Below are 25,094 nucleotides of genomic sequence, written 5' to 3'. Positions count from 1 at the left end.
GGGAAGCCGGGCGCCCAGCATGCAAACATGAGCATCATGGCCCAGAAGATTGCGTACCAAGGTGAGCCCGGAGCCAATTCGGATCTCGCGTGCAAGGAAATGTTCCCCGAGCTCGAAAGCGTGCCGTGCGCGAGCTTTGAGGATGCTTTTGAGCGAGTATCCACAGGTGAAGTGGATCTGGCCATGATCCCGATTGAGAACTCCATTGCCGGACGCGTAGCTGACATCCACGTGCTCCTCCCCCAGTCCAAGCTCCAGATCGTGGGCGAGTTCTTCCTGCCGATCCACTTTGACCTTCTGGGCGTACCGGGAAGCACCATCGAGGGAGCTACCGAGGTCCACAGCCACATCCACGCGCTTGGTCAGTGCCGCAAGCTGATCCGGGAAGCGGGCCTTAAACCTGTTATCGCCGGCGACACTGCCGGTTCAGCCCGCGAAGTCCGGGACTGGAATGATCCCCGCAAGCTGTCCCTCGCTCCGCCGCTTGCCGCTGGACTCTACGGCCTCGAAGTCCTGGCCTCCGGAGTCGAGGACGACCCCACCAACACCACACGGTTTGTTGTTCTGGCCAGGGAACGCGAGCTGCCCAGCAAAGAGGAACTGCCCGGCCCCGCGATCACCAGCTTCGTCTTCCGCGTACGCAACGTTCCCTCGGCCCTTTACAAGGCACTGGGCGGTTTTGCGACCAACGGCCTGAACATGACGCGGCTGGAAAGCTACATGGTGGGCGACGAGTTCGCTGCCACCATGTTCCTTTCCGACGTCGAAGGCCATCCCGAAGACGCCCGACTCCGCCGGGCGTTGGAGGAACTGGAATTCTTCACTACCGAGGTCCGGGTCCTGGGCGTCTACGCTGCAGACGATTACAGGGAACGGAACACGGTCACCGTCTGATTACAGGCTGCCTTGCCGGCTAGCTGCCTGAGCGGCCGTGGGCAAGCCCTGTGGGGAATCCGACGAATGCTGGTTCTGGAGTGGAGCAGCAGCCGCTGGCCTCCAGCTGCGGTGCCAATGGTGCCACGGCAGGAACGTCACAGCTGGTACCGGCGTCGGAGGAGCAAACCCCCGTCTCCGGCAGTTCAAGGTGAACCGTGTCCGCCGCCAGCTGGTCTCCCGCGAGGGCGGCGGCTACCGAGCGGACCTGCTCATATCCGGTGGCCAGCAGGAACGTCGGGGCACGGCCGTAGGACTTCATGCCGACTATGTAGAAGTTCTTCTCCGGATGGGCAAGCACCTTCGCACCGTGTGGCGGGACCGTGCCGCACGAGTGGAATTCGGGATCGATCAGAGGCCCCAATTCGGTGGGTGCTTCAACGGCAGGGTCCAGGTCCAATCGGAGTTCCCGGAGCATGTCCAGTTCGGGACGGAAGCCGGTACAAGGTACGACGACGTCCGCCGCCAGGGCGCGTCCGTCACCGGAGCTGATGGTCGCCCCGTCCTCGGAATCGGTCAGGGAGCGAATACCAAAACCTGTGTGCAGTTCAATGGTGCCGGATTCAACGAGCCTGCGCAGCCGCGAGCCGAGTTGGCCGCGGGCGGGCAGGCCGTCCGCGTCGCCGCCACCGTAGACCTTCTCCGCGGAGGCACCGCGAATCGCCCAGAGGATCCCCGTCTCCGGTTCCTCCTTGGCCAGTTGGACGAGGTTGATCAGGGTGTTGGCAGCGGAGTGGCCCGCGCCGACCACCAAGACCCTCCGACCAGCGAAAGCCGTTCGATCCCTGCCGGAAACATCGGGCAGCGGCGAAGAGATGCGCCTTGTTGCACGCTCTTCACCCAAGGCAGGCAACCCCGAGGTTCCCAAGGGGTTCCGGGTGGACCATGTGCCGGAGGCATCGATGACCGCTGACACGGTGTAATCGCGTACCTCGTCGCTGTGCTCGACCCGAACCAAAAAGGGAGTGGTGTCCCGGTCACGCACATGGGTTTTGTCGATCCCCGCACGGGTGACTGCAGTAACGCGGGCACCGGTCTGCAGGCGGGAAGCAATAGCCGGGAGTTCCGCCAAGGGGGTGAGGTAGTCATCGATCAGTTCCCCGCCATAGGGCAGGGCGGTGGGGCGGGGCGATTTCCAACCCGTCGGCTCGAGTAGCCGCACAGCAGCGGAGTCGAGGTTGAACCTCCACGGCGAGAAGAGGCGGATGTGGCGCCATTGTTCGATGGCTGCTCCTGCAGAGCTGCCGGCTTCGAAGATGACCGGTTCGAGCCCGCGTTCGAGCAGGTGTGCCGCGGCTGCCAGCCCCACCGGGCCTGCACCGATGACCGCCACCGGGAGGTGCTGAATCATTGTTCTCATATCTCCGTGGGTGGTGTTCAGGAGTGGGTGGGTTCTTCGACCAAGGCCGTGGCAATGCTGTCGGCGTCGTCCAGGGCGGCCAGATAGCGCTCGGCGTCCAGTGCTGCCGAGCATCCGGTGCCCGCTGCGGTAATCGCCTGGCGGTAGCGATGGTCCACGGCGTCGCCGCAGGCAAAGACGCCCGAGAGGTTGGTGCAGGTGGTGGGTGAGTCCACCTTGATGTATCCCTCGGCATCAAGGTCAACCTGCCCTTCGACCAGCTCAGTCCGCGGCACGTGCCCGATCGCAACGAAGATGCCGGTGGCCGCCTGCTCGCGGGTTTCCCCGGTGCGTGTGTCCGTCAGGGTTACCCCTGTGACTTTGGTGTCTCCGTGGATCTTGGTGATGGCGGAGTTCCACGCAAACGTGATCTTGGGGTTGTCCTTGGCGCGCTGGGCCATGATGCGGGAGGCCCGCAGCTGATCCTTTCGGACCACCACTGTCACGGACTTGCCGAAGCGCGTCAGGAAGGTGGCTTCTTCCATGGCGGAGTCACCGCCACCTACAACGATGATGTCCTGCTCACGGAAGAAAAAGCCGTCGCAGGTGGCACACCAGGAGACGCCGTGCCCGCTGAGTTTCTTCTCTTCCGGAAGCCCCAACTCCTTGTAGGCAGAGCCCGTGGCAAGGATCACCGCCGGCGCTTCGTGACTCTCTCCCGCACCGGTGACCACGCGCTTGAGGTGACCCTTGAGGTCAACCTCAGTGACGTCGTCGAATACTATCCGCGCGCCGAATTTTTCCGCCTGTTCCTGAAGGCCGTCCATGAGCTCGGGCCCTTGGACCCCACCCGGGAAACCGGGGAAGTTCTCTACTTCCGTGGTGTTCATCAGGGCGCCGCCGGCGGTGACGGATCCGGCAAGAACCAAGGGGTTCAGCCCGGCGCGGGCCGCGTAGATCGCGGCCGTGTAGCCGGCAGGGCCGGACCCGATGATGATCAACTGTTCAGTGCTCACGATTTCTCCTTGGAAGGGTCAGGTAGCAGGCGTGGGTTACTGGGCGTCGGCGTGACGGGCGGGCAGCAGTTCGGTGATCAGGTTCTCGATGCGGGCCTTGATCTCATCGCGGATGGGACGGACGGCTTCAACACCTTGGCCAGCGGGATCTTCGAGGACCCAGTCCTCGTATCGCTTGCCGGGGAAGTAGGGGCACTCGTCGCCGCAGCCCATGGTGATCACTACATCGGACTCCTTGACCGCCTCGGTAGTCAGGATCTTGGGAATTTCAGCCGACATGTCGATACCGACTTCCGACATGGCTTCCACCGCTGCAGGGTTGACCTTATCCGCGGGCTGCGAGCCGGCGGAGCGGACCTCGATGGCGCCTTTCGCGAGCGTTGTGAGGAAAGCTGCTGCCATCTGGGAGCGCCCTGCGTTGTGAACGCAAACGAACAGGACGGAGGGCTTCTTGGCGGTTTCGGTGCTCACAGGTTTCTCCTGATATCGGTGGGGCTGGTCTGGTGGGGATCATCCGCGCCAATGCCGCGATGAGTCAATATTGATGTTCATCGATGAATTGAGTATTGGTTAATACATTGATGATTGTCAATATAAGTGGGTTGCATGCCTACGCCGCATGCAGGCGGGGCGCGAGATTGTGAACGCGACGCGAAATGTCAGCGAAGGCCTCTTCGAACGCCTCCTCATTGTCGAGTCGAACCGGGTCAGGGATGGACCAGTGAATGCCGCGCAAGTCCGGCAATTCCTCATGGGCGTTATCGCACACCGTGACCACCAGATCCTCATCCCTCATCACTCGGTCTATCAGGCATGGCTTGACTCCATCAAGGTCCAAACCATGCCGGCGGGCGACATCAACGGCCCCCGGCGCCACATGGTCCGCCGGATGAGTTCCCGCTGACACCGAAGGGATGTCGCTGGCAGTTCGCCACAAAGCCGTCGCCAACTGTGAGCGGGCACTGTTCCGGCTACAGACAAACAGAACCCGGCTGGCCCCATGCTCGCGGCCAGGAGTGAGGCCCTCCAGCGCCCCGGGAGCCAGGCGCACATAACTGCGCCGCCTGTCAGCTTCCGAACGATGCCGAACGGCCAACCCGGCGGCCTCCATGGACCGCAGGTGATGGGACAGCAGATTGGCGGGCATATCCAGTTCCACCTGCAATTCCGTGGGCGACATATCCCCCAACGTCAGAAGGTCCACGATGCGGAGCCGTGCAGGATCAGCCAGGGCCGCGTACTTGGCCGCACGCTCCAGGAGGCTTGAATTTCGCTCAATAGTCATTGATTCAATTTTGACTGAACTAACTTATTGCGTCAAGCTGTTTCCCATGACTACTCATCCGCCGGCATTGTGGCGCCGCGCGCTCGCCGAAGCGCTGGGGACCTGCCTCCTCGTTGCGATCGTTGTGGGCTCCGGTATTGCAGCGCAGCAGCTCTCCCCCGACGATGTCGGCCTGCAACTGCTACAAAACAGCACTGCCACGGTGCTCGGGCTGACAGTCCTCATCCTGATCTTTGGACCCATCAGCGGCGCCCATTTCAATCCGGCAGTTTCCCTGGTGGACTGGATTCTGGGCCGAAGGGCCGGTGGCGGGCTGTCCGTGAAGGAACTGTGCACGTACATCGCCTCGCAGACTGCGGGGGCGATCGGCGGCAGCGTCCTGGCCAACACCATGTTTGAGGTGGGCACGTCAATCTCCGGCAAAGAACGTGCAACTGCCGGCCACTTGATGGCCGAGGTCGTGGCTACAGCCGGACTTATCCTGCTGATCTTCTCCCTTGCTGCCACCAAACGCAGCTCCTTGGCAGCCCCTGCGGTGGGCGCGTACATCAGTGCGGCATACTGGTTCACGTCCTCCACGTCCTTCGCGAACCCCGCGGTGACTGTGGGCCGGATCTTCAGCGACACTTTCGCTGGCATCGCACCAGGCTCCGTCCCGGGGTTTGTCCTCGCGCAACTGATCGGCGCCGCCGTTGGGCTCGGCCTTCTGGTGGCCCTCTTTCCCAGGGATGCGCGCACGGGGAATGACGTCGTCGTGCCGCACGCAGTGAACAACCGCGGGTGACCTACCCTTGGTCCCGGGGGGGAACGTTGACATGAAGAAGAACTCAAGCCAAGGACCGGCCTGGATCTTCCCTGTTGGGATGATCGTGGTTGTTGTTGCGGTTTTCGCATGGATGGCCCGCAGCGTCCTGCCCGGGGCTTCAATGGTCTTTGTCTTGGGGGCGCTGTACACCGCGCTGCTGTTCCGGCAGGTTCCGCAGGCTTCCCGAGCCTCCATGGTGATGATCCTGGCACTTCCGCTCACCTTCTACTCGTGGCTCTCCGTCGAAGACAACCTGGGGATACCTGCAGCGGCATCATGGGGTCTCGGGTTCATTGCAGGGGCAACGGGAAGCGGATACCCGTGGTCAAGGAAGAAACCGCGGACCACGGCCCCGAAGAAGGCCAAAAGCAACGCTAAAGACGTCAAGGACGCTGTTGGAAGCCGCCGCCTCTTGCTGACCAATGCAGCCTGCGTGACTGTCCTCATTGCAGGCGGGCTCTCCCACCTGGCCTTCCAGAGCCCGACGGCGGCAGTGGCCGCCGTTTTGGCCGGCGCCTTGATCTGCGGTTGGGCCTTGTTCCGTTTTCCGCCGTCAGCGCTGACCCGGAACGCACTGGTCCTCGTCATCCCGTGGAGTTCTTTTTACTGGCATTCCTGGGCGGGAATACCAGTCAGCCCGCCCTTCCGTTCGCGTGGACGTATGGCGCCCTGGCCGGCATCCTCCTGGGTGGGCATTATTGGAACGGCCTGCCTCAGGGCACACCCAGGCCACCGTTCAGCAGTGACATCAAGCGGCGACGAAAACGCAAGTCAGTACGCCGGTCACGGGATAAGCAGAAGCCGGAAGCAGTCTCCGCAGACCACCCCTGACTTACAGCGGACCGGGGAGCCGGTGTCAGACTGCTGCTGGTTCCGCAGGGTCAAAATCATAGGCGGCGAGGCCGTCAATGCTGGTGCGGTTCTTGGTGATCCGATAGTCCGCACTACCGGCAATGCCCTTGCGTTCAAAGTACGGGCCCAACAGATCGCGGTGGCCCTCAAAGCTCATCAAGGGAACGCCCCACCCGCAGGAATCCGAAATGCGGTGGACGTCAACAACAATGACGGCCCTCGCACCGGGCTTCTCCTCGAAGCGCTGGGCCAGGGATTCAAAGTCTTGGTCGTAGCGGGTAATGACGCGCCCCGTTCCGTGGAGCCTGACAATATTCGGGCGTCCGTCAAAGGCACAGAACATCACAGTTATGCGGCCGTTCTCCCGCAAATGGGCTATCGTTTCACTCCCGCTGCCAGTGACATCAAGCCAAGCAAACGTATGCTCATCCAGGACGGCGAAGGTACCCGGTAGTCCCCTTGGGGACACATTGACGTGCCCCTCGCTGGACAGCGGAGCCGTCGCAACGAAAAAGACCACTTGTTGTTCAATGAATTTGCTCAGCCGCTCATCAATTGCCCCATATACCTTCATGGGGAACACGCTTCCATGAACATGAGCACGCCTCAAAGCCCGTCTCAGGGACCGGTACGGCAAGTTATAGCGGCATACATTGATGACCGTCAATGTAGGCGCATAATAGGTACATGACCGCAATACCAACGCTCCAATCCGCCACAGCGGACGACTGCTGCGAACCCTCAATCCAGCCTGCCCTCGGCGCCGAGGATGCGAAGCGGAAGGCCATGGTCTTCAAGGCCCTCGCTGACCCCAATCGGCTGCGGCTTCTGTCCATGGTCAAGGCTGAAGCTTCGGGCGAATCCTGCGTGTGCGATCTCACCGAGCCCTTGGGCCTCGGCCAGCCAACGGTGTCCCACCACCTGAAAATCCTGGTGGATGCAGGCTTGCTGCACCGGGAAAAGCGAGGTACGTGGGCTTATTACTCCCTGGTGCCTGGCGCATTGGACGATGTTGCCGGCATGGTGGCAAAGCTGTGACGGCAGTATTAAGGGCCATGGAGCCGGGAGACTGGCCGGCCGTCAGGGAGATCTTCCAGGAAGGCATCGACACCGGCTTCGCGACGTTCGAATCATCCACACCGGAATGGGACGCCTTCAATAATTCCAGGTTGCCCGAGCACCGCTTCGTAGCAGTCAACAGTGTGGGCACTATTCTCGGCTGGACCGCGGTCTCGCCCATCTCCACCCGCGCGGCCTATTCAGGTGTCGTTGAGCATTCCATTTATGTGGCTGGCGCCGCCCGGGGCCAAGGCGTCGGAAAACTCCTTCTGCAAGCACTCGCGGCTTCCACGGAGGCGCAGGGAATCTGGACCATCCAGTCCAGCATCTTCCCGGAGAACGAGGCCAGCCTCCGCCTCCATCAAGCTCAGGGATTCGCCATTGTCGGGCGACGGGAACGTATTGCTCGCGTGAGCACCGGACCCGCCGCCGGACAATGGCGCGACACCCTGCTGCTGGAGCGCCGCTCGCCAGTGATCAACTGACAGTTATCGGCCCACCGGAGCCTCTTCCTCCTTGCGGTGCCCAACAGAGGCGCCAGCCGAGGACTCGCGCGCCAGCTTGCTTGGCCACCAGATCTTGCTGCCGATGTCATACGCCAGTGCTGGAACCAGCAGTGAACGGACCAGTACGGTATCCAGCAGCACACCAAAGGCCACGATGAACGCCAACTGCACCAGGAACATGATGGGGATGACCCCAAGGGCGGCAAACGTAGCGGCGAGGACCACACCTGCCGAGGTGATGACGCCGCCGGTAACGGCCAGTCCCCGCAGAATCCCCGGGCGGGTCCCGTGCTTCAGGGACTCCTCCCGGACACGACTCATCAGGAAGATGTTGTAGTCCACGCCGAGCGCCACAAGGAATACGAAACCGAACAGCGGCACCGTGGCGTCGGCTCCGGAGAATCCGAAGACCCCGTTGAAGACCCAGGCCGAGACACCCATGGCGGCGCCGTAGGAAAGAACCACGGACAGGACCAGCAGCACAGGAGCCACAACCGAGCGCAGCAGGAGCATCAGGATGAACAGGATGACCACCAGCACGATCGGGATGATGACTACCAAGTCGCGTTGCGCCGTGGTGTTGGTATCCAGCGCTGTTGCCGTGACACCGCCTACCAAAGCACCGGAATCGACCTCCTTGACGGCCACCCGCAGCGACTTCACCGCTTCCTCAGCTTCGATTGAATCCGCAGCGGAGTTCAGCGTCGCATTGATCAGGACCCTGCCCTCACGGACAGCCGGGTCAGCGGGAGCGCCCGGAGCGCCGGTAATGGGTACGTTTCCGTCAGCCAACAGGTAGGCGTCGCCCACGCCGTCGGCTGCTTTGACCTTCTCCAGGACCTGCTGCGCGGAGACTTCCGAGGCGACTACGACGGCGGGGCTGCCGCTGCCGGCGTCGAAATGGCGGGCCAGCGCTTCCTGGCCGTCCACGGCGTCGGAGGCGGAAAGAATGACGTCCGTTTGCGGAACTCCGTTGGCCTTCAATTGCATCAGGCCGGTCGAGGCCGCAAGGAGCAGCAGCACCGAAGCAACCCACACAACGCGCGGCCGCTTGGAAACCAGGCGGCCCGTGGCGCGCCACAGACCCTTCTGCCCCTCAAGTCCGGTGACAATTTCAGGTTCGCGTTCGTCGTCGGGCAGGAGTTTGGGCCGGAAGGGCCAGAAAGCGGCACGGCCAAGCAGCGCCATCAGAGCGGGCAAAAGCGTGAGTGCCGCGAACAAGGAGCAGAGGATGCCTGCCGCTGCCACTGGTCCCAGGGCTTTGTTGGAGTTCAGGTCCGAGAACAGCAGGCAGAGCAGCGCGATGATGACCGTGGCGCCGGAGGCCAGGATCGGCTCGAACGATGCCTTCCACGCCGTAATGACGGCCTGCGTGCGGTTGGTGGTGTGGGTCAGCGCTTCGCGGAATCGGGCCACGTACAGCAGTGCGTAGTCTGTGGCCGCGCCAATGACCAGGATGGAGAGAATGCCTTGGCTTTGGCCGTTCAGCTGGATCCAGCCGGCCTTGGCCATGCCGAACACCAGCAGAATAGCTGCGCACAGCGCAAAGACAGAGGTGAACAGCACCGCCAGCGGCAGCACCACGGAGCGGTACACCAGCAGCAGGATCACGAATACGGCGCCCAGGGCCACCAGCAACAGGATGCCGTCGATCCCGCCGAACGCGTTGACGAGGTCGGCTGTCAATCCGGCGGGGCCTGTGACGAAGGCTTTCATGCCATCCGGGGCTCCCGGCTGAACTACGTCACGCAACTCCTGCACCTTCTCGCGGAGCTCGTCGGAGGACGCCATGGGGACGATGAACTGGACAGCTTTGCCGTCTTGCGAGGGGATAGGCCCGACGACGGCGCTCCCCAGCTTGAGCGCCTCAATCCCGGCTTTCAGCTGGGCTGCTTCGCCCAGCTGGGCCGGGGTGAATGCGGCATCGTTCTCGACGATGACCACGGCAGGGATCTCTTCGGAGTCCCGGAATTTGGCCTGCCAGTCGCCGGCTTCCGTGGCTTCGGCACCTGCCGGGAGGAATGAGGCTTGATCGTTGGAGGAGACCTCCTCAAGCCGTCCGAACGTGGGGCCGCCGATTCCTGCGATGCCAAGCCACGTGATGACCAGCACCACGGGTAACAGCCATCGCAGCCAGAACGGTACTTTCCGCGAGTTCATGGGTCCTTCTTCTGTGGGGATGCGTAGGGTCTTTCTTCCATCATAGATTATCTCTATGATGGAACTATTCCAAGGCCTTAGGGAAATGAATGCCGGGTTCCCCCGCTGTGGGGAGTAATATCCGGAAGGCACTAATCACCAGGCAAACGCTGGCAGGAGGGCGGAGATGTCGGATACAGAACCCACGCGCCCCGAAAACGCGGGCGGTAGCCACCCTGGCGGCCGCCCCGAAAACGCGGCCCCCCAGGAACTGGTGCGGCTCCTCCAGGACTTCACGTTGGAAGCCAACCACTATGTGGATGCCGCAGGCGGCCGGAACGACATGCACCGCACGGACCTGAACGCACTGGCCGTGATCATGCGCCACACTGCTGCCGGCAAAGTAGTCACGCCCGGAGTCCTCCGCTCCGAGCTGCGGCTCAGCTCCCCAGCCACCACCGCCCTGGTGGATAGGTTGCACGCGAGCGGTCACGTGGTTCGCGAACGCCTTGGCACGGACCGCCGGCAAGTCCAGCTCCAGATGACACCCAAGGCGTACCGGGACGGAAGCGCCATGTTCATGCCTCTCGCCATCCGGATGGGCAAGGCCATGGCCGCGTACAGCCCGGCGGAGCTGGAGCTTGTCACCCGCTTCATGACGGACATGGTGGAAGCCACCCTCGCTGCCCGCGAAGAGGCCACTCAACCCGGCGCAACACATTCCACCTAATTCCACCTTCCAAGTTGTAGCGTTTCCCTATGAACGCGCAGCAGCCTGAAGATGTCTATACCCACGGGCACCACGAGTCGGTTGTCCGGGCCCACGCCTCACGGACGGTCGGGAATTCGGCCGCATTCGTCATCCCGCATCTCACGCCAGGAACATCAGTGCTCGACGTCGGGTGCGGACCAGGCAGTATCACGTGCGACTTCGCGGGGCTGGTGGCGCCAGGGCAGGTGATCGGATTGGACCGGTCAGCAGATATCGTCGCGCAAGCCACCGAGCTGGCCACCGAACGCGGCGTGGACAATGTCACCTTCCAGACCGGCAACATTTACGATCTCGACTTCGAGGACGAGTCCTTCGACCTCGTCCATGCCCACCAGGTCCTGCAGCACCTGACCGACCCCGTCGCCGCCCTTCGCGAGATGCGCCGGGTAGCCAAACCCGGCGCGATCGTTGCCGTGCGGGACGCTGACTTCCACGGCATGAGCTGGTATCCGGAAGTGCCCGAACTGGACGATTGGATGGAGCTTTACCAGAAAATCGCCCGCCGCAATGGAGCAGAACCCGACGCCGGCCGCCGCCTGGTTTCGTGGGCCCAGCAGGCCGGCTTCACCCAGGTTGCTCCCTCCAGCAGCAACTGGCTCTACGCCACCGCACAACAGCGCGCCTGGCAATCACGGGTCTGGAGTGAACGCGTCCTGCACTCCGCGTTCGCTGAGCAGGCACTTGAGTACGGGTTCGCCAACGAGGCCGACCTCGCCAGGATCGCAGCTGGCTGGCATCGCTGGGGTGCTACCGATGACGGCTACTTCCTCATCCCCAACGGCGAGGTGATCGCCCGCGCGTAGTCCTCAAAAAAAAGTTTGCCCGACCATGTAGAAATACCCGCCGCTGTTCCGACCCATGAGTGAAAGCATCCACAAAGGGTGCTCCTCACAAGGAGTTTGAGATGAAATACATGATCATGATGTTCGGATCGGCCGAGGGCATGATGGAGACCGCCGATCCCGCCTGGATCCAGGAAATGATCGGGTTCATGATCCAGATCGACAAGGACCTGACCGAGTCCGGGGAGATGGTGTTCAACGCCGGTTTGGCTGATGGCAGCACCGCGAAGCTGGTCAAGCAAACCCCCGATGGCGTCATCACCACGGACGGGCCATACGCCGAATCCAAGGAATCGCTGGTTGGCTATTGGGTGGTTGACGTGGCCAGCGAGGAACGTGCCGTCGAAATTTGTTCAAGCATCGTGAAGTACGCCCAGGTGGTTGAGCTCCGCGAGGTTCAGCAAGCTCCGCCGCAGGAAGCCCTCCCGGAGGTCTAACTGGGCTCCCCGCGGGACACGCGAATCGAGGACCTGCTGCGCACCTTGGCCCCGCAGGTCCTCGGCGTGCTGGCACGGACGCATGGACAGTTCGATGCCTGTGAAGATGCCGTCCAGGAAGCACTCCTGGAGGCCTCCTTGCAGTGGCCTTCCAGATTTCCGGACAACCCACGGGCGTGGCTGATGGCGGTCGCTTCCCGCCGGCTGGTGGATATGTGGCGCAGTGATAGCGCCCGGCGCGCCCGCGAAGAACGAGTCGCGGCCATGGATTTCCAGGCGGGTTCGGTCCCGGAGGCGGACGATACCCTCACCCTGATGTTCCTCTGCTGCCACCCCGCGCTCTCCGCACCGTCACAACTGGCCTTAACGCTGCGCGCAGTCGGAGGACTCACGACGGCGGAAATCGCCTCCGCCTTCCTGGTCCCCGAGGCCACCATGGGACAGCGCATCAGCCGCGCAAAACAGGCGATCCAGAAGGCGGGAGCCACATTCAGCATGCCGCCGGTTTCCGAGCGCAAGGCAAGGCTCGGCGTCGTACTTCACGTCCTGTACCTGATCTTCAACGAAGGCTACGCGGCAAGCTCGGGCGCGTCCCTTCAGCGCGAAGAGCTCACCACGGAAGCCATCCGGGTGACGCGCCTGCTGGTGGCCGTTGCACCCCGGGAACTCGAGGCGACCGGCCTGCTGGCGCTGATGCTGCTGACTGATTCGAGGCGGGCAGCCCGTGCCTTGCCCGACGGAACACCGGTGCCGCTGGCGGAACAGGATCGAAGCTTGTGGAATCGGCAGCAGATTCAGGAGGGCATCGCCCTGCTGTCCTCCGTCCTGGGACGCGGGGCAGCCGGACCGTATCAACTTCAGGCGGCCATCGCTGCCGTTCACGCGGAGGCCGCCTCTGACAAAGAGACCGATTGGCCACAGATCCTTGCCCTGTACACAGTCCTCGAAGCCGTCTCACCCAGTCCCGTGGTCAGGCTTAATCGAGCGGTAGCTGTGGCAATGGTGCAGGGTCCGGCCGTCGGACTGGAAATGCTGGCCGGACTGGACTTGGCGCTTGGCCGGACCCACCGCTTGGACGCAGTACGTGGCCATTTACTGGAAATGTGCGGCTCCTACGCGGAAGCCCGCGCAGCGTACCTTTCCGCCGCCAAAAAGACCGGAAGCCTGCCCGAACGTAGGTACTTAATGGGAAAAGTAGGGCGAATGGACGGGCATTAAACCCATATAGTCGAACCCATGGAACAACGCATACTTGGCAAGACCGGCCGGTCCGTCTCCACCGTCGGACTGGGAACCTGGCAACTCGGAGCCGACTGGGGTTCCGTCACTGAAGAGGACGCCTTTGCCGTCCTGGAAGCCTCGGTGGAAGGCGGCGTCAACTTCTTCGACACCGCAGACGTATACGGAGATGGCCGCAGTGAGCAGTTCATTGGCCGTTTCCTCCGCTCCCATCCGGACCTGGACATCACGGTTGCCACCAAAATGGGCCGCCGCGTGGACCAACGGCACGAGAACTACACCCTGGAGAACTTCCGGGCGTGGACCGACCGCTCCCGGCGCAACCTGCAGCAGGACACCCTGGACCTCGTCCAGTTGCACTGCCCTCCCACCTCCGTTTACAGCAGCGACGAAGTCTACGATGCCCTGGATACCCTGGTCAGCGAAGGCGCCATCCGCAATTACGGGGTCAGCGTCGAGCGCACGGATGAAGCCTTGGAAGCCATCAAGCGCGGGAACACGGCCTCCGTGCAGATTATCCTCAACGCCTTCCGCCTCAAACCCCTCGACGACGTACTGCCCGCAGCGAAGGAAGCCGGCGTCGGCATCATCGCCCGGGTCCCGTTGGCCTCCGGCCTGCTGTCCGGGAAGTACACGCCGGACACCGAATTCCCGGAGAACGATCACCGTAACTACAACCGCGACGGCTCCTCCTTCGACGTCGGAGAGACGTTCTCCGGCGTCGATTTCGCAACCGGCGTCAAGGCTGCGCAGGAGTTCAGCGGATTAGTGCCCGACGGCGTCAGCACCGCCCAGGCTGCCCTCGCCTGGGTCATCGCCCAGGACGGTGTCACCTCGGTCATTCCCGGAGCGCGATCCGCTTCGCAGGCTGCGGCAAATGCCGAGGCCGGTGGACTGCAATCCGCCGGGGAAGGCCTGACCGGGGGAGTGCGGGACATCTACGACCGCTACTTCCGCGAAGCGATCCACCCGCGCTGGTAGCTGACGGGGCCGCCGTCGGGCCTCTTAGCCCGACGGCGTTAGTGCCCGACGGCGTTCGGCGCCCGACGGCGGTTAGTGCCCGACGGCGTTACCAGCCGCTGCGCGTCGGCGTATGTCCCTTCCTGGCTTCTTCGGGCATGGCCATCTCAGCCCGCAATCCGAGGAGCCGGATGGGACGGTCCGGCTCCATTTTCGCCGTGAGATCCAGGGCTTGGGTGAGGACTTGGTCTTTGTCGAAAGTCTCCGGAATTTTCCTCGCGTAGGTTTTGGTGAAGAACGGCGCATAGCGGACTTTCAAGGTCAGCCCCACCACCGGACGCCCCTCCGCAGCCACGTCCTCCAGGACGCGGGCGGTCAACTCCTTGATGGCGTCACTGATCTGGGCGGGCTCGGTCAGGTCCTGCTGGAAGGTGGTCTCGCGGCCATGTGCCCGGGCGACCCACGGAGTGTCGTCCACTTCGCTGGCACCTTCTCCGCGTCCTAACTGCGCATACCAGGGGCCCATCTTCGGGCCGAACTCCGTGACGAGGTCCTGCGGCTCTGTGGCGGCGAGTTCTGCCACAGTGGTGATGCCGTGCTTCGCAAGCCGCTGCGATACTTTCGGCCCAACGCCCCATAGTTCCTTGGTGGGCTTGGCTCCCATGACGTCGAGCCAGTTCTCCTTGGTCAGGGTGAAGATGCCGGCTGGCTTGCCGAAATCCGTTGCATTCTTGGCCCGGACCAACGTGTCGCCGATGCCCACGCTGCAGTGCAGTTGGGTTTGATCGAGGACTGCGGCTTGGATCTGCTTCGCGTACGCCACCGGGTCCTCGGTTTCGACTCCCACGAAGGCTTCATCCCAGCCCAGCACCTGAACCGTGGCACCGGGCTGTGAGCGCAGGGTGGTCATCACTACCTCCGAGGCCGCGAGATACGCCTCCTGGTCGACCGGCAGGATGATGGCGTCCGGTACCTTCCGGGCCGCAATCCGCAGCGGCATTCCGGAGCCGACGCCGAACGCCCTGGCTTCGTAGGAGGCCGTGGAAACAACAGCGCGTTCCGTGGGATCTCCCCTGCCGCCCACGATGATCGGTTTTCCCGCGAGTTCAGGCCGGCGGAGGACCTCGACCGCAGCAATGAACTGGTCGAGATCAACGTGGAGTACCCAGGGGATTCCGCTCACGGCACCAGTTTGCCCTACGTCCTGGCTGTGGCAGTACGCCCACCACCTACTTTGGTTTTGTTGGGCGGGGGAATCAACCAATTCCGGGTGCATTCCGCTTCGTCCGCCGCCAAAGAGGGTGGTGAAGCAACACGTCCTGAGCACCCGCCCCGCGGGCCTAAGCTGAGGTGTGCAGTTTTCACTTTGGCTGGCCCTGGTTGGCGCCGGCACCCTGATCAGTTTCACTCCCGGCGCCGGAGCCATCTTCACCATGAGCAATTCGCTCAACTCCGGCTTCCGACGCTCCATCTGGGGCATCCTGGGTCAGCAGGTGGCTCTGGTCATCCACATCGTCATCGTCGCTTTGGGCGTTGGCGTACTGGTTTCCAGCTCTCCAGTGATCTTCAACGTTATCCGCTATGCCGGGGCCGCGTATCTGGTGTACTTGGGGATCCGGCAGTTCCTGCGCAAGCCGGACCTGGACGAGGAAGAAGTCGCGGAAAAGAAGAACGAGTCCGCCTTGTCCATGTTCCAGCGCGGCATCTGGGTAAACCTGCTCAACCCGAAGGCCATTGTTTTCTTCCTGGCCTTCATGCCCCAGTTCATCCGCCCGGACCAGCCCCTGCTTCAGCAATACGCGGTGCTGACTATCACGGTCATCATTATCGACGTCCTGGTGATGTGGTTCTTCTTCGCTTTCGCAGCGCGATCTTTCCAGCGATTCACCCACGATGTTCGCGGTCAGCAGGTCCTCAACCGGGTCTTCGGTTGCCTGTTTGTCCTGGTGGGCATCCTGCTCGCAGTCATTCACTAGGCCGGCAAACTAGGCCGGCAACCAGCCCGGCAAACCAGGCCGGCAATGCAGCCTGCGCCGGTGCTACCGTCGAGTGCATGGAACCGGACTGGATCGAACACCGACGCTCGGACGACGGCGAGCCCGTCGGCTGGATGAAGCCCGTGGATGATGGCTTCGTGGCCATGGACCTGCTGGGCCGGGCGCGGACTGAGATTGTGGACTGGTTCAGTGCCGAGGAAACCCTGGACGAGCTCGGGCTGCGTTACCTCGCCGACCCGCACGAGTTACTGCTCGACGACGGCGCTTGGCTGCGGGTCCGGATCGCGGAAGTGACTCCGTCCCTGGTGCGGGTGAAGAAGGAAGACTGGGGAGACATGACCGCTCCGCAGGTCTACTTCACCGTGCCCAACCCGGTCTCGGAAAAGCAGCTTCGCCCGCTGTCACCTAGCTAGGTGACATCCAGCTGGCTGACGTGGATCCCCGAACCACCAGCGAGCTTTCCAGTGTCACATGGGGCTCTGCCAGAGCAACGCCTTCCATCAGTCCCCGCAGTTGTTCCCCCGCTTTGCGTCCCAAGGGCGTCGCCGGCAGGTGGACGCTGGTGAGGCTGGGATTGCTCGTGGCCGAGTACGGCAGATCATCGAAGCCCGCCACCGCCAGCTCCTCAGGGATCCGGACACCCTCCACGCGGGCTTCCTGCAGCACGCCATAAGCATGCGTGTCGGTACCGCAGACGACGGCGGTCACCCCCTCGCGCTGCCACTCCGGCCAGGCTTCGGCGAACGCGGCAGCGGCAGCACCGACGTCGATCGGGGTGCTGATGACATGGCCAGGATCCACTGAAAGTCCGCATGCAGCAGCCTCCGCCAAGAAGGCTTCGCGCCGCAAATGGAACGTGGTTGTGCCAGTGACGCCGTCCACATACGCGGCCCGCGTGTGACCGGAAGCAGCCAGATGCCGGGCCAGCTCGCGGGCACCCTGGGCAACGTCAAGGTTCACCGAGGGCGCATAGGACTCAAGGCCCGGAGCGTCGAGCAGCACAAGGGGCCCGGCTGCGGACAGGTCCTCGAGGAATTCTGCGCTGGGCGCCCCCACCAGCAAGCCGGCGGGACGAAGTGCCAATAGTTTGCGCACGTCGGAAGCCTGGGGCGATTCTCCGGCGTCGGTCACCGAGAGCAACAACTGATACTGGGAGCCCAAGGACTCGCGCACTCCGGCGATCACGTTGGCAAAGAAGGGGTTGGACACATCCGGCGTCACCAGTATGACAATTGAGCTGACACCGCGGGCCAGGGAACTGCCGATGCTGTCCACCACATAACCGAGTTCGGCGATGGCTGAGCGGACCCGGGAAATGTTGTCCTCCGACACCCGTCCCTGGGTTTTTCCATTAGCCACCAATGAGACGGTCGCCGTCGAAACGCCTGCCCGGGCAGCCACCATCGCGGCCGTCACACGAGGCGAACGGGGCGCGCGGCCTTGGCGTCGGTCCAGGGATTCCATGCATCGATCGTAGCGTCCATAAGGGGCCCTGACCTGCGAGAAGGCATCAAGCGCTTGACGTCCCAGCAACAGCGACACGCCCGCGGCTACGTTAAGCGTTTGACGTAGCCCACAAACGAGTGCCAGAATTCCCCTGAATGCTTAGCGCCCTGCCCCGGGCAAGTTCCAGGCAGGCCCCAATGACGTGGAGAGAAACGTGGACCCCAACACCATGACACCGGCACGCAGGAAGATCATTCTTGACTGTGACCCTGGCCATGACGACGCCGTGGCATTGCTGCTGGCGCACGGCAACCCGGACATCGAACTTCTGGCCGTGACAACGGTCGTGGGAAACCAGACCCTGGAAAAGGTCACCCGGAACGCCCTTTCGGTGGCCACCATTGCGGGCATCACCGGCGTCCCCTTCGCTGCCGGCTGCGACCGCCCCTTGGTCCGCACCATCGAAACCGCCCCAAGCATCCATGGTGATTCCGGCATGGACGGCCCGGAACAGCCCGAGTCTGCCATCGAGCTGGACCCGCGCCACGCCGTCGACCTCATCATTGAAACGGTCATGGCACATGAGCCGGGCACGGTCACCTTGGTCCCCACCGCGGGCCTGACCAACATTGCAATGGCAGCCCGCAAGGAGCCACGGATCGTGGAGCGCGTGAAGGAAGTGGTGCTCATGGGCGGCGGCTACCACGTGGGCAACTGGAGCGCCGTGGCGGAGTTCAACATCATCATCGACCCCGAAGCGGCGCACATAGTCTTCAACGAACAGTGGCCAGTGGTGATGGTCGGCCTGGACCTCACGCACCAGGCGCTGGCCACGGACGAGGTAGTGGACCGCATCGCGAAGATCGGAACCAAGCCGGCCAAGTTCGTCATGGAACTCATGGACTTCTTCCAGAAGACCTACAAGGACGCCCAAGGCTTCGACTTCCCGCCGGTCCATGACCCCTGCGCCGTCGCCTACGTGATCGACCCCACCGTCATGACCACCCGCAAAGTCCCCGTGGACATCGAACTCCAGGGCAAGCTCACGCTCGGCATGACCGTAGCTGACTTCCGGGCACCGGCCCCGGACGACTGCCACACCTCCGTGGCCGTGGACCTGGATCACAAGAAGTTCTGGGACCTGGTCACCGACGCGATCGAACGGATCGGCGAACCAACGCACGACGCCGGTGCTGCCGCCACCGCGGCGGGCCGCCCAACCGACGTCGAAGTCAGTGCCACCGCCGAGGCCATCCTGGCAGGAGAGGCAAAGTAATGTCCTCCCTCGCAGCAGATTCCAAGTCCACCCGCGGCAACGTCACCGCCCTCATGGTTGCGTTGCTGGCAGCGTGTGTGGCGTTCCAGCTCAATGCCTCCATGCTCAGCCCGGCCCTGGTCACCATGGGCAACGAACTGAACACGGACCAAGCCACCATCGGCCTGTCCCAGACGTGGTTCTTCACCGCAGCTGCCCTCTTCTCCCTCTTCCTCCCCCGCCTGAGCGACATCGTGGGCCGCAAGAAGATCCTTGTGGGCATGATGCTCCTCATGGCAGTGGGCTCTGTCATCGCAGCAATGGCCCCTGATGTTACGTGGCTCTTCGTGGGCCGCATCATCCAGGGCGTCAGCGGTCCCACGGTTCCGCTCTGCCTGATCATGCTCCGCTCCGCTGTGACCAACCCCCGCAAGTACGGCACCCTCATGGGCCTCATCACGGCAGTCAACGGCGGCGTGGCCGGCGTGGACTCGTTTGTTGGCGGCTACTTTGCTGAGAACTTCGGCTTCCGCAGCATTTTCTGGCTCATGGTTGCCTTGGCCCTGATCGCCACCGTCCTGATCGCCGTCCTCGCCGGCGAAAGCAAGCCCGCTGCCGGCACCACCATGGACTGGCTGGGCGTTTTTTGCATCGTCATCGCCGTCGGTGCCCTGCTGACCGCACTGAACGAAGGAGCCAAGCTGGCCACGGCCTTCGACGCCGGCACGCTGACCCTGGCGCTCGTGCTCACGGTGATTGCCGTCGTCGCGTTCTCTGCGTTCTGGGCCGTGGAGAAGCGCGCCAAGGAACCCATGGTGGAGACAGTGCACCTGCGCCAGCGCTCCACGTGGGCTCCGCTGCTGACCACCACGCTGACCATGACCGGTATCTTCGCGGTCATCAACGGCATTGTTCCCGCTTATGTGCAGGCAGCTGATCCTGGCTTTGGCGTCGGTCCTACGGAGATGTCGCTGATCATCCTGACCCCGTATGCCCTTCTTGGTTGGCTGTTCGGTCCCATCAGCGGCCGCCTGGCACCTGTTTTGGGCTACACCAAGGTCCTGCGCATCGGCCTGATAGGCAGCCTGGTGGCCTTGGCGATCATTGCGTTCTTCGGCCTCAGCAACCTGCCCATGATGATCGTGGGAACGGCCTTGCTGGGCATCATGTACGCCGGTACGGTCAACATCATGCTGAACGGACTGGGCGTGGTTCTCTCGCCGCAGGGCAACCCCGGTTTCCTTCCGGGCATGAACGCCGGCGCCTTCAACCTCGGCGCCGGGCTGAGCTTCCTGGTCCTTCCGGCAGTCCTGGTGGCCACGGCTTCGCTCAATGACGCCAAGGCTTCTTACCTGACCGTTGTGGTGGTGGGCCTTGTCATCACGTTCGCCGCCTTCGCGGCCTCACTCCTGATTCCCAAGCCTGTGGACGCCGAAGTGACCGAGGACCAGAAGGTGACCGCATGACCAGCGCACCCAAGGCGGGAATCGTCGTCGTCGGCTCCCTCAACGCAGACCTCACCATCTACTGCGACCGTCTCCCCCAACCCGGCGAGACAGTTCACGGCAACGGTTTCGCGGTGAATCCCGGCGGAAAGAGCGCCAACCAGGCGGTGGCTGCCAGCAAACTCGGCGGGCAGGTCACCCTGATTGGCGCCGTGGGTGAGGACCCCAACGGCACCATGCTCCTTGAATCAACAGCGAACGCCGGAGTGGATGTGTCGCGCGTCCTGCGTACGGAGGTTGCAACCGGGGTCGCCGTTATTTCCGTGGACTCCAGTGGCGAGAACAGCATCATCATTTCCGCCGGCGCCAACGGGACGCTCAGGCCCGCGGACGTCACACCGGACGCTTTCAAGGATGCGGCTGTGGTGTGCCTCTGCCTGGAGGTGGGGATCGATACTGTGATCTCCGCAGCCCAAGCAGGGCACGACGCCGGCGCAACCGTTCTGCTCAACCTCTCGCCTTACGCGGAGGTGCCGGAGCGTTTGGCCGGGTTGAGCGATGTGCTTTTGGTGAACGCGCACGAGGCTTCGCTGTTTCTTGGCGCAGAAGCCGACATTCCTGACGCCCGGGCTGGCGTCGAGGCATGGGAGCCGGTCCGGAGCCAGTTCGCGGACCGTGGCCTGCAGCGGGTCCTGGTGACCCTCGGCGCCCACGGCTCCGTGGTCCTGGATTCGCTGGCGCGTGGCACTGAAGACCAGATCACCCGCATCGCACCCACGCGCGTTTCCGCAGTCGACACCACGGGGGCCGGTGATGCTTTCACCGGTGCCGTGGCTGCGCGTTTGGCTGCCGGTGATTCACTCGCTGCCGCCGCTTCCTTCGCCTCTGTGGCCGCCGCGTTGGCTGCAACCAAGAAGGGCACGCAGGCCGCGTACCCCACCATCGCCGACGTAGAGCATCTGCGGGACGCTTAGCCCCAGCCCGGCACCCAACTGGGTAACAGCAAATGCTCCACTGAGGCCTCGGTGGAGCATTTGCTGTTACCTACTTGGGTTAAGCGGAGGTGCGGGCTGCCCGCCGTGCTGAGCGCTCCACTGCCTTCCGGGAGAGGGCACCGTGGCCGGCCATGAGCCGGGGAACCACCACGTAAACAGCAGCGGGAACCACCAGTGCTGTGAGCAACAAGGCCCGGAGGACCGGGTGCAACGGCTCCATGATGGGGCCGAGGAGCAGCATGCCGATGGACACCAGCGGGAAAATGGCGAGCCAGGTAATGAGCGCCCGCATGTGAATGGAGGGTCCCAACGGGCGGGAAGGAGCTGCGGGCTCGACGGCGGCTTGGGAGGTTGTTTGAGTGGTCATGGCATTCTCCAACTAAACGGTTGCTTTTGGCTTGTGTTCACAATAACCCCGGTGGCAAGCAATTACAACCACCTGGTTGGAAACTGGTAATATGACCGTATGGCGTGGGACACAGAGCGAACCAAGGGACTGCTTCTTGAGGCGGCGACCTCCGAGTTTTGCGCGCGTGGACTGGCCGGTGCCCGTATTGACCGCATCGCGGCAGAAGCGGGCGTCAACAAGGAACGGATCTACCAGTACTTCGGCAACAAGAACGCATTGTTCGACGCCGTGATCGTCACCGCCCTGAGTTCACTCATGGATGAGGTCCCCATCGAGGGCAGCGGCCCCGAGGCCATGGCGGACTACGCGGGCCGGCTCTTCGACCACCACCAGAAGGATGCCACGGCACCACGACTCCTGTTCTGGGAAGGACTGGAGCGAGGCACCGAAGTTGTCGGGCTGCCCAAGCGGATGGCCAATTGCGCGTCGAAGGTCAACAGCACCATTGCCGCCCTGCCGGGTGTCTCACGTGAAGACGCCGGTGATCTCCTGATTACGATCGTGAGCCTGTGCGACGCCGCTCCGGTACTCCCCGCACTCGATGGCCTCATGGCCGGCAATGACCCCGGCCGCACCGAAAGGCGACGCGCCGCCGTCGTACGCACCGTTTTCCTGGCCGCCGCAGCGCTGGCTGCCGAGGCAACGGAAGCCGCTCCCGCCTAGCGCGTGCATACACCCCACGCCTGCGCGTGACAGCTTTGACAGGAAAAGTGACTCGGTTGTGAAGTTGCCCCTAGCCAAGAGGGGGCGCCATGAATCATGCTTGCTGCATGTACTCAACGACGAGCCCATACCGCATCATCACGGTCTGCACCGGAAACATCTGCCGCTCGCCCATGGCAGCGCTCATGCTGACGGAAGCCTTCGACGCGGAAGGGCTCGGCCAACTGGTGCGGGTGGACTCCGCGGGTACAACAGGGTATGAGGTGGGACACTCCATCGACCCCCGGGCCGCCCGTGTTCTTACAGCCCAACACCTCGCCTCGGAAGACCACGTCGCCCGCGAGTGGCGGCGTGAATGGTATGCCGAACGGGACCTGATCCTGGCCCTGGACGTTGACCACTTCGGCTGGCTTCAGGAAGGAGCCCCGGAGCACGCTTCCCTTGAGAAGGTCCGGATGCTCCGCAGCTTCGATCCCCATATGCAGGGGCGTAGCTCCCTGGACCTCGGCATCGAGGACCCCTGGTATGGCGGACACACGGACTTCGACAACACCTTTACGCTCATCAAAGCCGCAATCCCCGGAATCGTGCAGTACGTCAAGGCAGCCATCAGCCGGGCCGAGACAACCGCAGGCCATGACCACCAGCAGGTAACCTCTATGACATGACCCCTGCACCTGTGATCATCGCTGTTGACGGCAGGTCCGGCGCAGGTAAAACCACGCTCGCCGTTGAGCTGGCGGCACGGTTGCGGCAGCACCACAAGGTTTCGCTGTTCCATCTGGAGGACATCTATCCCGGCTGGAACGGTCTCTTGCCCGGCATCGAACGTTACGTCGGCACGGTCCTGACGCCGCTCAGTTCCGGCCAAGCGGCGGAATGGACCAGTTGGGACTGGGAAAAACATTACGACGGCGGTTTGAACGTCACGCTGCCCGCCGAAATCATCATTGTGGAAGGCGTAGGCGCTGCGGCCGAAGCTGCCCGGCCCATGCTGGACGCCGTGGTGTGGGTGGAATCCCCCGGTGACGATCGCCGTCGTCGGGCGCTGACCCGTGACGGAAGCACCTACGAACCGTTCTGGGACAGCTGGGCGGCGCAAGAGGATGAGTGGCTTGCCTCCGATGCTGTGATCAGCGCTGCCGACGTCCGGGTCCAGAACCTCGCGGACGGCAGTGCGCCGGATGACGTGTTGCGGGCCCTGATGTATTTGTCGCCCATTGCCTCGGTCTTGTCACCCGAACTCAGCGCGCGCCGAGGCCTCCAGCTGCGCTCCGAACGCTTGGACGCGACGCCCGACGCTGCGCTGCTGTTCGAGTCCCTCTATGGCCGGTCCGCGAACGCGGTGTGGCTCGATTCCTCCAACGCCTCCGCAGTCGCCGGCCGTTCACAGGCCGCCGCGCGCAGCCGCTTCAGCATTCTGGCCGACGACGGCGGCATGTTCGGCCAGTCGGTACGTCACCAGTCCGGGACTACCCAGGTGACCGCAGGTTCGGCCTCCGTCAGTACCTCTGGCCCGTTCTTCCGCTGGCTCGATTCCGTCTGGGGCCGCCGGGCCGTCCGCGCACCACGCGGCTATGACGGCCAGTTCACGCTGGGCTGGCTCGGTTACCTCGGCTACGAACTCAAGCGCGAAACCGGCGGCAACGACGTCCCCTCCCACACCCCCGATGCCGCCTTGCTCTTCGCCGGCCGGGCTTTGGTTCTGGATCATCGCGAAAAGACTGTCTGGTTGCTCGCCTTGGATGCGCCCGACGCCGGAGAGTGGTTACGCAAGGCCCGCGCCGCCGTCGAGGATGCCGCCGCTACGGTGAGTACCGCCCTTGCCGGGACATCCGCAGCGGTTCCTGAATTCGTCAGCCGGGACAACGCGACGGACTACAAGCGCAAGATCGAGGACTCCCAGCACCAAATCAGCGAAGGCAACTCCTACGAGATCTGCCTGACCACCACGCTGGAAGCACCTGCCGCGGATTTCGATCCCTGGGCGAGCTACCTGATCCTTCGACGCCGGAACCCGGCGCCGTTCGCCAGTTACCTTCGGTTCGGCGAACTGGTGGTCGCGAGTACCTCGCCGGAGCGATTCCTCCGCATACTGTCCGACGGCGGCATGCGCGCCGAGCCGATCAAGGGTACCCGGCGCCGTTCCTCCGACGCCTCAGAAGATGCTGCCCTGCGCCACGACCTTGAGACATCTCTGAAGGACCGCGCTGAGAACATCATGATCGTGGACCTGCTGCGCAACGACCTCAGCCATTTCGCCATTCCGGGTTCAGTGACTGTCAGCCGGCTGTGCGCAATCGAGAGCTACGCCACGGTCCATCAAATGGTGAGCACCATTGACGCTCATCTTCGTCCGGGCGCTCCCCGGGCGGAAGCCCTGGCTGCAGCCTTCCCCGCCGGTTCCATGACGGGCGCGCCGAAGATCAGCTCCATGGACATCCTCGACCAACTCGAGTCCGGCCCACGGGGCATCTACTCCGGCGCCATCGGCTATTTCTCCCTGAACGCGGCCACGGACCTCGCCGTGGTGATCCGGACCCTGGTGGTAAACCCCGACGACGCCGGCGGGCGCACCCTGTCCCTTGGCGTGGGCGGAGCCATCACCTCGGATTCCCTTGCCGACGACGAGTACGAAGAAATCCGGACCAAGGCTTTTGGGGTGCTGTCCACGTTGGGCGCCGATTTCCCGGGCTGAGC

The 25,094-nt window shown here is 63.4% G+C and carries 27 protein-coding genes; 17 read left to right on the top strand and 10 right to left on the bottom strand.

Annotated features, from left to right (window positions below):
* Nucleotides 1-36: 36 nt before the first annotated feature.
* Nucleotides 37-894 carry a prephenate dehydratase gene (locus tag M1D51_RS02745; RefSeq protein ID WP_458109535.1) on the top strand — a complete coding sequence of 286 codons (858 nt, stop codon included), beginning with the start codon at nt 37-39 and terminating at the stop codon, nt 892-894.
* A gap of 19 nt (nt 895-913) precedes the next feature.
* Here the strand turns inward: M1D51_RS02745 and M1D51_RS02740 are convergent, their stop codons facing one another.
* From M1D51_RS02740 to M1D51_RS02725, 4 genes are all read right to left on the bottom strand, one after another.
* Nucleotides 914-2,284: an NAD(P)-binding domain-containing protein gene (locus M1D51_RS02740; RefSeq protein ID WP_458108437.1), complete on the bottom strand. Its 1,371-nt coding sequence runs from the start codon at nt 2,282-2,284 to the stop codon at nt 914-916.
* Nucleotides 2,285-2,310: 26 nt separating this feature from the next.
* Entirely contained in the window at nt 2,311-3,288 is a 978-nt protein-coding gene (trxB, locus tag M1D51_RS02735) for a thioredoxin-disulfide reductase (RefSeq protein WP_458108436.1), read from the bottom strand.
* A 36-nt stretch (nt 3,289-3,324) separates the two neighbouring features.
* On the bottom strand, nt 3,325-3,759 hold the full coding sequence (locus tag M1D51_RS02730) for an arsenate reductase ArsC (protein WP_172322206.1): 435 nt from the start codon (nt 3,757-3,759) through the stop codon (nt 3,325-3,327).
* A 139-nt stretch (nt 3,760-3,898) separates the two neighbouring features.
* Nucleotides 3,899-4,573 (bottom strand): arsenate reductase/protein-tyrosine-phosphatase family protein, encoded by a 675-nt coding sequence (locus tag M1D51_RS02725; protein WP_458108435.1) that lies wholly within the window; start codon nt 4,571-4,573, stop codon nt 3,899-3,901.
* Between the two features lie 46 nt (nt 4,574-4,619).
* Between M1D51_RS02725 and M1D51_RS02720 the strand changes: the two genes are divergently transcribed.
* Entirely contained in the window at nt 4,620-5,357 is a 738-nt protein-coding gene (locus M1D51_RS02720) for an aquaporin (RefSeq protein ID WP_458108434.1), read from the top strand.
* A 246-nt stretch (nt 5,358-5,603) separates the two neighbouring features.
* On the opposite strand, the gene M1D51_RS02715 is transcribed toward M1D51_RS02720, so the two are convergent.
* Both M1D51_RS02715 and M1D51_RS02710 read right to left on the bottom strand, forming a co-directional pair.
* On the bottom strand, nt 5,604-5,966 hold the full coding sequence (locus M1D51_RS02715; protein WP_458108433.1) for a hypothetical protein: 363 nt from the start codon (nt 5,964-5,966) through the stop codon (nt 5,604-5,606).
* 268 nt (nt 5,967-6,234) lie between these two features.
* On the bottom strand, nt 6,235-6,804 hold the full coding sequence (locus M1D51_RS02710) for a pyridoxamine 5'-phosphate oxidase family protein (RefSeq protein WP_458108432.1): 570 nt from the start codon (nt 6,802-6,804) through the stop codon (nt 6,235-6,237).
* A gap of 113 nt (nt 6,805-6,917) precedes the next feature.
* On the opposite strand from M1D51_RS02710, the gene M1D51_RS02705 reads away from it, so the two are divergent.
* Complete coding sequence (locus tag M1D51_RS02705; protein ID WP_458108431.1) at nt 6,918-7,268, top strand: ArsR/SmtB family transcription factor; 351 nt, start codon at nt 6,918-6,920, stop codon at nt 7,266-7,268.
* A complete protein-coding gene (locus M1D51_RS02700) occupies nt 7,265-7,774 on the top strand; it encodes an N-acetyltransferase family protein (protein ID WP_458108430.1) in 510 nt (169 codons plus the stop codon). The genes M1D51_RS02705 and M1D51_RS02700 overlap by 4 nt, the downstream gene beginning before the upstream one ends.
* 3 nt (nt 7,775-7,777) lie before the next feature.
* Here M1D51_RS02700 and M1D51_RS02695 read toward each other — a convergent pair whose 3' ends face one another.
* Nucleotides 7,778-9,955, bottom strand: a complete 2,178-nt coding sequence (locus M1D51_RS02695) for an MMPL family transporter (protein WP_458108429.1) — start codon at nt 9,953-9,955, stop codon at nt 7,778-7,780.
* Nucleotides 9,956-10,121: 166 nt separating this feature from the next.
* On the opposite strand from M1D51_RS02695, the gene M1D51_RS02690 reads away from it, so the two are divergent.
* From M1D51_RS02690 to M1D51_RS02670, 5 genes are all read left to right on the top strand, one after another.
* A complete protein-coding gene (locus M1D51_RS02690) occupies nt 10,122-10,664 on the top strand; it encodes a MarR family winged helix-turn-helix transcriptional regulator (RefSeq protein ID WP_458108428.1) in 543 nt (180 codons plus the stop codon).
* A 29-nt stretch (nt 10,665-10,693) separates the two neighbouring features.
* Nucleotides 10,694-11,509, top strand: coding sequence for a methyltransferase domain-containing protein (locus M1D51_RS02685; protein ID WP_458108427.1), 816 nt, complete (start codon nt 10,694-10,696; stop codon nt 11,507-11,509).
* 101 nt (nt 11,510-11,610) lie between these two features.
* Nucleotides 11,611-11,985, top strand: a complete 375-nt coding sequence (locus tag M1D51_RS02680; RefSeq protein ID WP_172322215.1) for a YciI family protein — start codon at nt 11,611-11,613, stop codon at nt 11,983-11,985.
* 45 nt (nt 11,986-12,030) lie between these two features.
* Nucleotides 12,031-13,203, top strand: coding sequence for an RNA polymerase sigma factor (locus M1D51_RS02675; protein ID WP_458108426.1), 1,173 nt, complete (start codon nt 12,031-12,033; stop codon nt 13,201-13,203).
* 18 nt (nt 13,204-13,221) lie between these two features.
* On the top strand, nt 13,222-14,205 hold the full coding sequence (locus M1D51_RS02670; protein WP_458108425.1) for an aldo/keto reductase: 984 nt from the start codon (nt 13,222-13,224) through the stop codon (nt 14,203-14,205).
* 88 nt (nt 14,206-14,293) lie between these two features.
* Here the strand turns inward: M1D51_RS02670 and M1D51_RS02665 are convergent, their stop codons facing one another.
* The gene (locus M1D51_RS02665) at nt 14,294-15,367 is read right to left on the bottom strand and encodes a DNA polymerase IV (RefSeq protein WP_458108424.1); all 1,074 of its coding nucleotides are present in this window, start codon (nt 15,365-15,367) and stop codon (nt 14,294-14,296) included.
* A gap of 169 nt (nt 15,368-15,536) precedes the next feature.
* Between M1D51_RS02665 and M1D51_RS02660 the strand changes: the two genes are divergently transcribed.
* Nucleotides 15,537-16,160: a LysE family transporter gene (locus M1D51_RS02660; protein WP_172322218.1), complete on the top strand. Its 624-nt coding sequence runs from the start codon at nt 15,537-15,539 to the stop codon at nt 16,158-16,160.
* 77 nt (nt 16,161-16,237) lie between these two features.
* Nucleotides 16,238-16,594, top strand: coding sequence for a hypothetical protein (locus M1D51_RS02655; RefSeq protein WP_458108423.1), 357 nt, complete (start codon nt 16,238-16,240; stop codon nt 16,592-16,594).
* On the opposite strand, the gene M1D51_RS02650 is transcribed toward M1D51_RS02655, so the two are convergent.
* The gene (locus tag M1D51_RS02650; RefSeq protein WP_458108422.1) at nt 16,587-17,645 is read right to left on the bottom strand and encodes a LacI family DNA-binding transcriptional regulator; all 1,059 of its coding nucleotides are present in this window, start codon (nt 17,643-17,645) and stop codon (nt 16,587-16,589) included. The two genes, M1D51_RS02655 and M1D51_RS02650, sit on opposite strands and share 8 nt — an antisense overlap.
* A gap of 211 nt (nt 17,646-17,856) precedes the next feature.
* On the opposite strand from M1D51_RS02650, the gene uriH reads away from it, so the two are divergent.
* From uriH to M1D51_RS02635, 3 genes are read left to right on the top strand one after another with little or no spacing between them, the layout of a single operon-like run.
* Entirely contained in the window at nt 17,857-18,903 is a 1,047-nt protein-coding gene (gene uriH / locus M1D51_RS02645; protein ID WP_458109534.1) for a uridine-preferring nucleoside hydrolase UriH, read from the top strand.
* Nucleotides 18,903-20,348 carry a uridine transporter UriT gene (uriT, locus tag M1D51_RS02640; RefSeq protein WP_458108421.1) on the top strand — a complete coding sequence of 482 codons (1,446 nt, stop codon included), beginning with the start codon at nt 18,903-18,905 and terminating at the stop codon, nt 20,346-20,348. The genes uriH and uriT overlap by 1 nt, the downstream gene beginning before the upstream one ends.
* On the top strand, nt 20,345-21,301 hold the full coding sequence (locus M1D51_RS02635) for a ribokinase (protein WP_458108420.1): 957 nt from the start codon (nt 20,345-20,347) through the stop codon (nt 21,299-21,301). The genes uriT and M1D51_RS02635 overlap by 4 nt, the downstream gene beginning before the upstream one ends.
* A gap of 79 nt (nt 21,302-21,380) precedes the next feature.
* Here the strand turns inward: M1D51_RS02635 and M1D51_RS02630 are convergent, their stop codons facing one another.
* On the bottom strand, nt 21,381-21,689 hold the full coding sequence (locus M1D51_RS02630; protein WP_458108419.1) for a hypothetical protein: 309 nt from the start codon (nt 21,687-21,689) through the stop codon (nt 21,381-21,383).
* A 99-nt stretch (nt 21,690-21,788) separates the two neighbouring features.
* Between M1D51_RS02630 and M1D51_RS02625 the strand changes: the two genes are divergently transcribed.
* The 3 genes from M1D51_RS02625 (at nt 21,789) to pabB (ending at nt 25,092) form a co-directional block, all read left to right on the top strand.
* The gene (locus M1D51_RS02625) at nt 21,789-22,394 is read left to right on the top strand and encodes a TetR/AcrR family transcriptional regulator (protein WP_172322224.1); all 606 of its coding nucleotides are present in this window, start codon (nt 21,789-21,791) and stop codon (nt 22,392-22,394) included.
* Nucleotides 22,395-22,501: 107 nt separating this feature from the next.
* The gene (locus M1D51_RS02620) at nt 22,502-23,062 is read left to right on the top strand and encodes a low molecular weight protein-tyrosine-phosphatase (protein WP_458108418.1); all 561 of its coding nucleotides are present in this window, start codon (nt 22,502-22,504) and stop codon (nt 23,060-23,062) included.
* Nucleotides 23,059-25,092, top strand: coding sequence for an aminodeoxychorismate synthase component I (gene pabB, locus M1D51_RS02615; protein ID WP_458108417.1), 2,034 nt, complete (start codon nt 23,059-23,061; stop codon nt 25,090-25,092). The genes M1D51_RS02620 and pabB overlap by 4 nt, the downstream gene beginning before the upstream one ends.
* Nucleotides 25,093-25,094 lie beyond the last annotated feature (2 nt).

The organism is Arthrobacter sp. R3-55 (genome assembly GCF_054161505.1).
Note: the sequence above shows the minus strand (reverse complement) of the source record. Positions and strands in the feature narration are given on the sequence as shown.

Excerpts from the sequence above, each read along its gene's own strand:
- M1D51_RS02720 (WP_458108434.1), top strand. The coding sequence starts at position 4,620 with ATGACTACTCATCCGCCGGCATTGTGGCGCCGCGCGCTCGCCGAAGCG.
- M1D51_RS02695 (WP_458108429.1), bottom strand. The coding sequence starts at position 9,955 with ATGAACTCGCGGAAAGTACCGTTCTGGCTGCGATGGCTGTTACCCGTG.
- pabB (WP_458108417.1), top strand. The coding sequence starts at position 23,059 with ATGACCCCTGCACCTGTGATCATCGCTGTTGACGGCAGGTCCGGCGCA.
- M1D51_RS02635 (WP_458108420.1), top strand. The coding sequence starts at position 20,345 with ATGACCAGCGCACCCAAGGCGGGAATCGTCGTCGTCGGCTCCCTCAAC.
- M1D51_RS02740 (WP_458108437.1), bottom strand. The coding sequence starts at position 2,284 with ATGATTCAGCACCTCCCGGTGGCGGTCATCGGTGCAGGCCCGGTGGGG.
- M1D51_RS02625 (WP_172322224.1), top strand. The coding sequence starts at position 21,789 with ATGGCGTGGGACACAGAGCGAACCAAGGGACTGCTTCTTGAGGCGGCG.
- M1D51_RS02685 (WP_458108427.1), top strand. The coding sequence starts at position 10,694 with ATGAACGCGCAGCAGCCTGAAGATGTCTATACCCACGGGCACCACGAG.
- M1D51_RS02705 (WP_458108431.1), top strand. The coding sequence starts at position 6,918 with ATGACCGCAATACCAACGCTCCAATCCGCCACAGCGGACGACTGCTGC.
- M1D51_RS02630 (WP_458108419.1), bottom strand. The coding sequence starts at position 21,689 with ATGACCACTCAAACAACCTCCCAAGCCGCCGTCGAGCCCGCAGCTCCT.
- M1D51_RS02620 (WP_458108418.1), top strand. The coding sequence starts at position 22,502 with ATGTACTCAACGACGAGCCCATACCGCATCATCACGGTCTGCACCGGA.
- M1D51_RS02745 (WP_458109535.1), top strand. The coding sequence starts at position 37 with ATGGCCCAGAAGATTGCGTACCAAGGTGAGCCCGGAGCCAATTCGGAT.
- M1D51_RS02650 (WP_458108422.1), bottom strand. The coding sequence starts at position 17,645 with ATGGAATCCCTGGACCGACGCCAAGGCCGCGCGCCCCGTTCGCCTCGT.
- uriT (WP_458108421.1), top strand. The coding sequence starts at position 18,903 with ATGTCCTCCCTCGCAGCAGATTCCAAGTCCACCCGCGGCAACGTCACC.
- M1D51_RS02690 (WP_458108428.1), top strand. The coding sequence starts at position 10,122 with ATGTCGGATACAGAACCCACGCGCCCCGAAAACGCGGGCGGTAGCCAC.
- M1D51_RS02715 (WP_458108433.1), bottom strand. The coding sequence starts at position 5,966 with ATGACGAGGACCAGTGCGTTCCGGGTCAGCGCTGACGGCGGAAAACGG.
- M1D51_RS02725 (WP_458108435.1), bottom strand. The coding sequence starts at position 4,573 with ATGACTATTGAGCGAAATTCAAGCCTCCTGGAGCGTGCGGCCAAGTAC.
- M1D51_RS02710 (WP_458108432.1), bottom strand. The coding sequence starts at position 6,804 with ATGAAGGTATATGGGGCAATTGATGAGCGGCTGAGCAAATTCATTGAA.
- M1D51_RS02655 (WP_458108423.1), top strand. The coding sequence starts at position 16,238 with ATGGAACCGGACTGGATCGAACACCGACGCTCGGACGACGGCGAGCCC.
- uriH (WP_458109534.1), top strand. The coding sequence starts at position 17,857 with ATGACACCGGCACGCAGGAAGATCATTCTTGACTGTGACCCTGGCCAT.
- M1D51_RS02670 (WP_458108425.1), top strand. The coding sequence starts at position 13,222 with ATGGAACAACGCATACTTGGCAAGACCGGCCGGTCCGTCTCCACCGTC.
- M1D51_RS02680 (WP_172322215.1), top strand. The coding sequence starts at position 11,611 with ATGAAATACATGATCATGATGTTCGGATCGGCCGAGGGCATGATGGAG.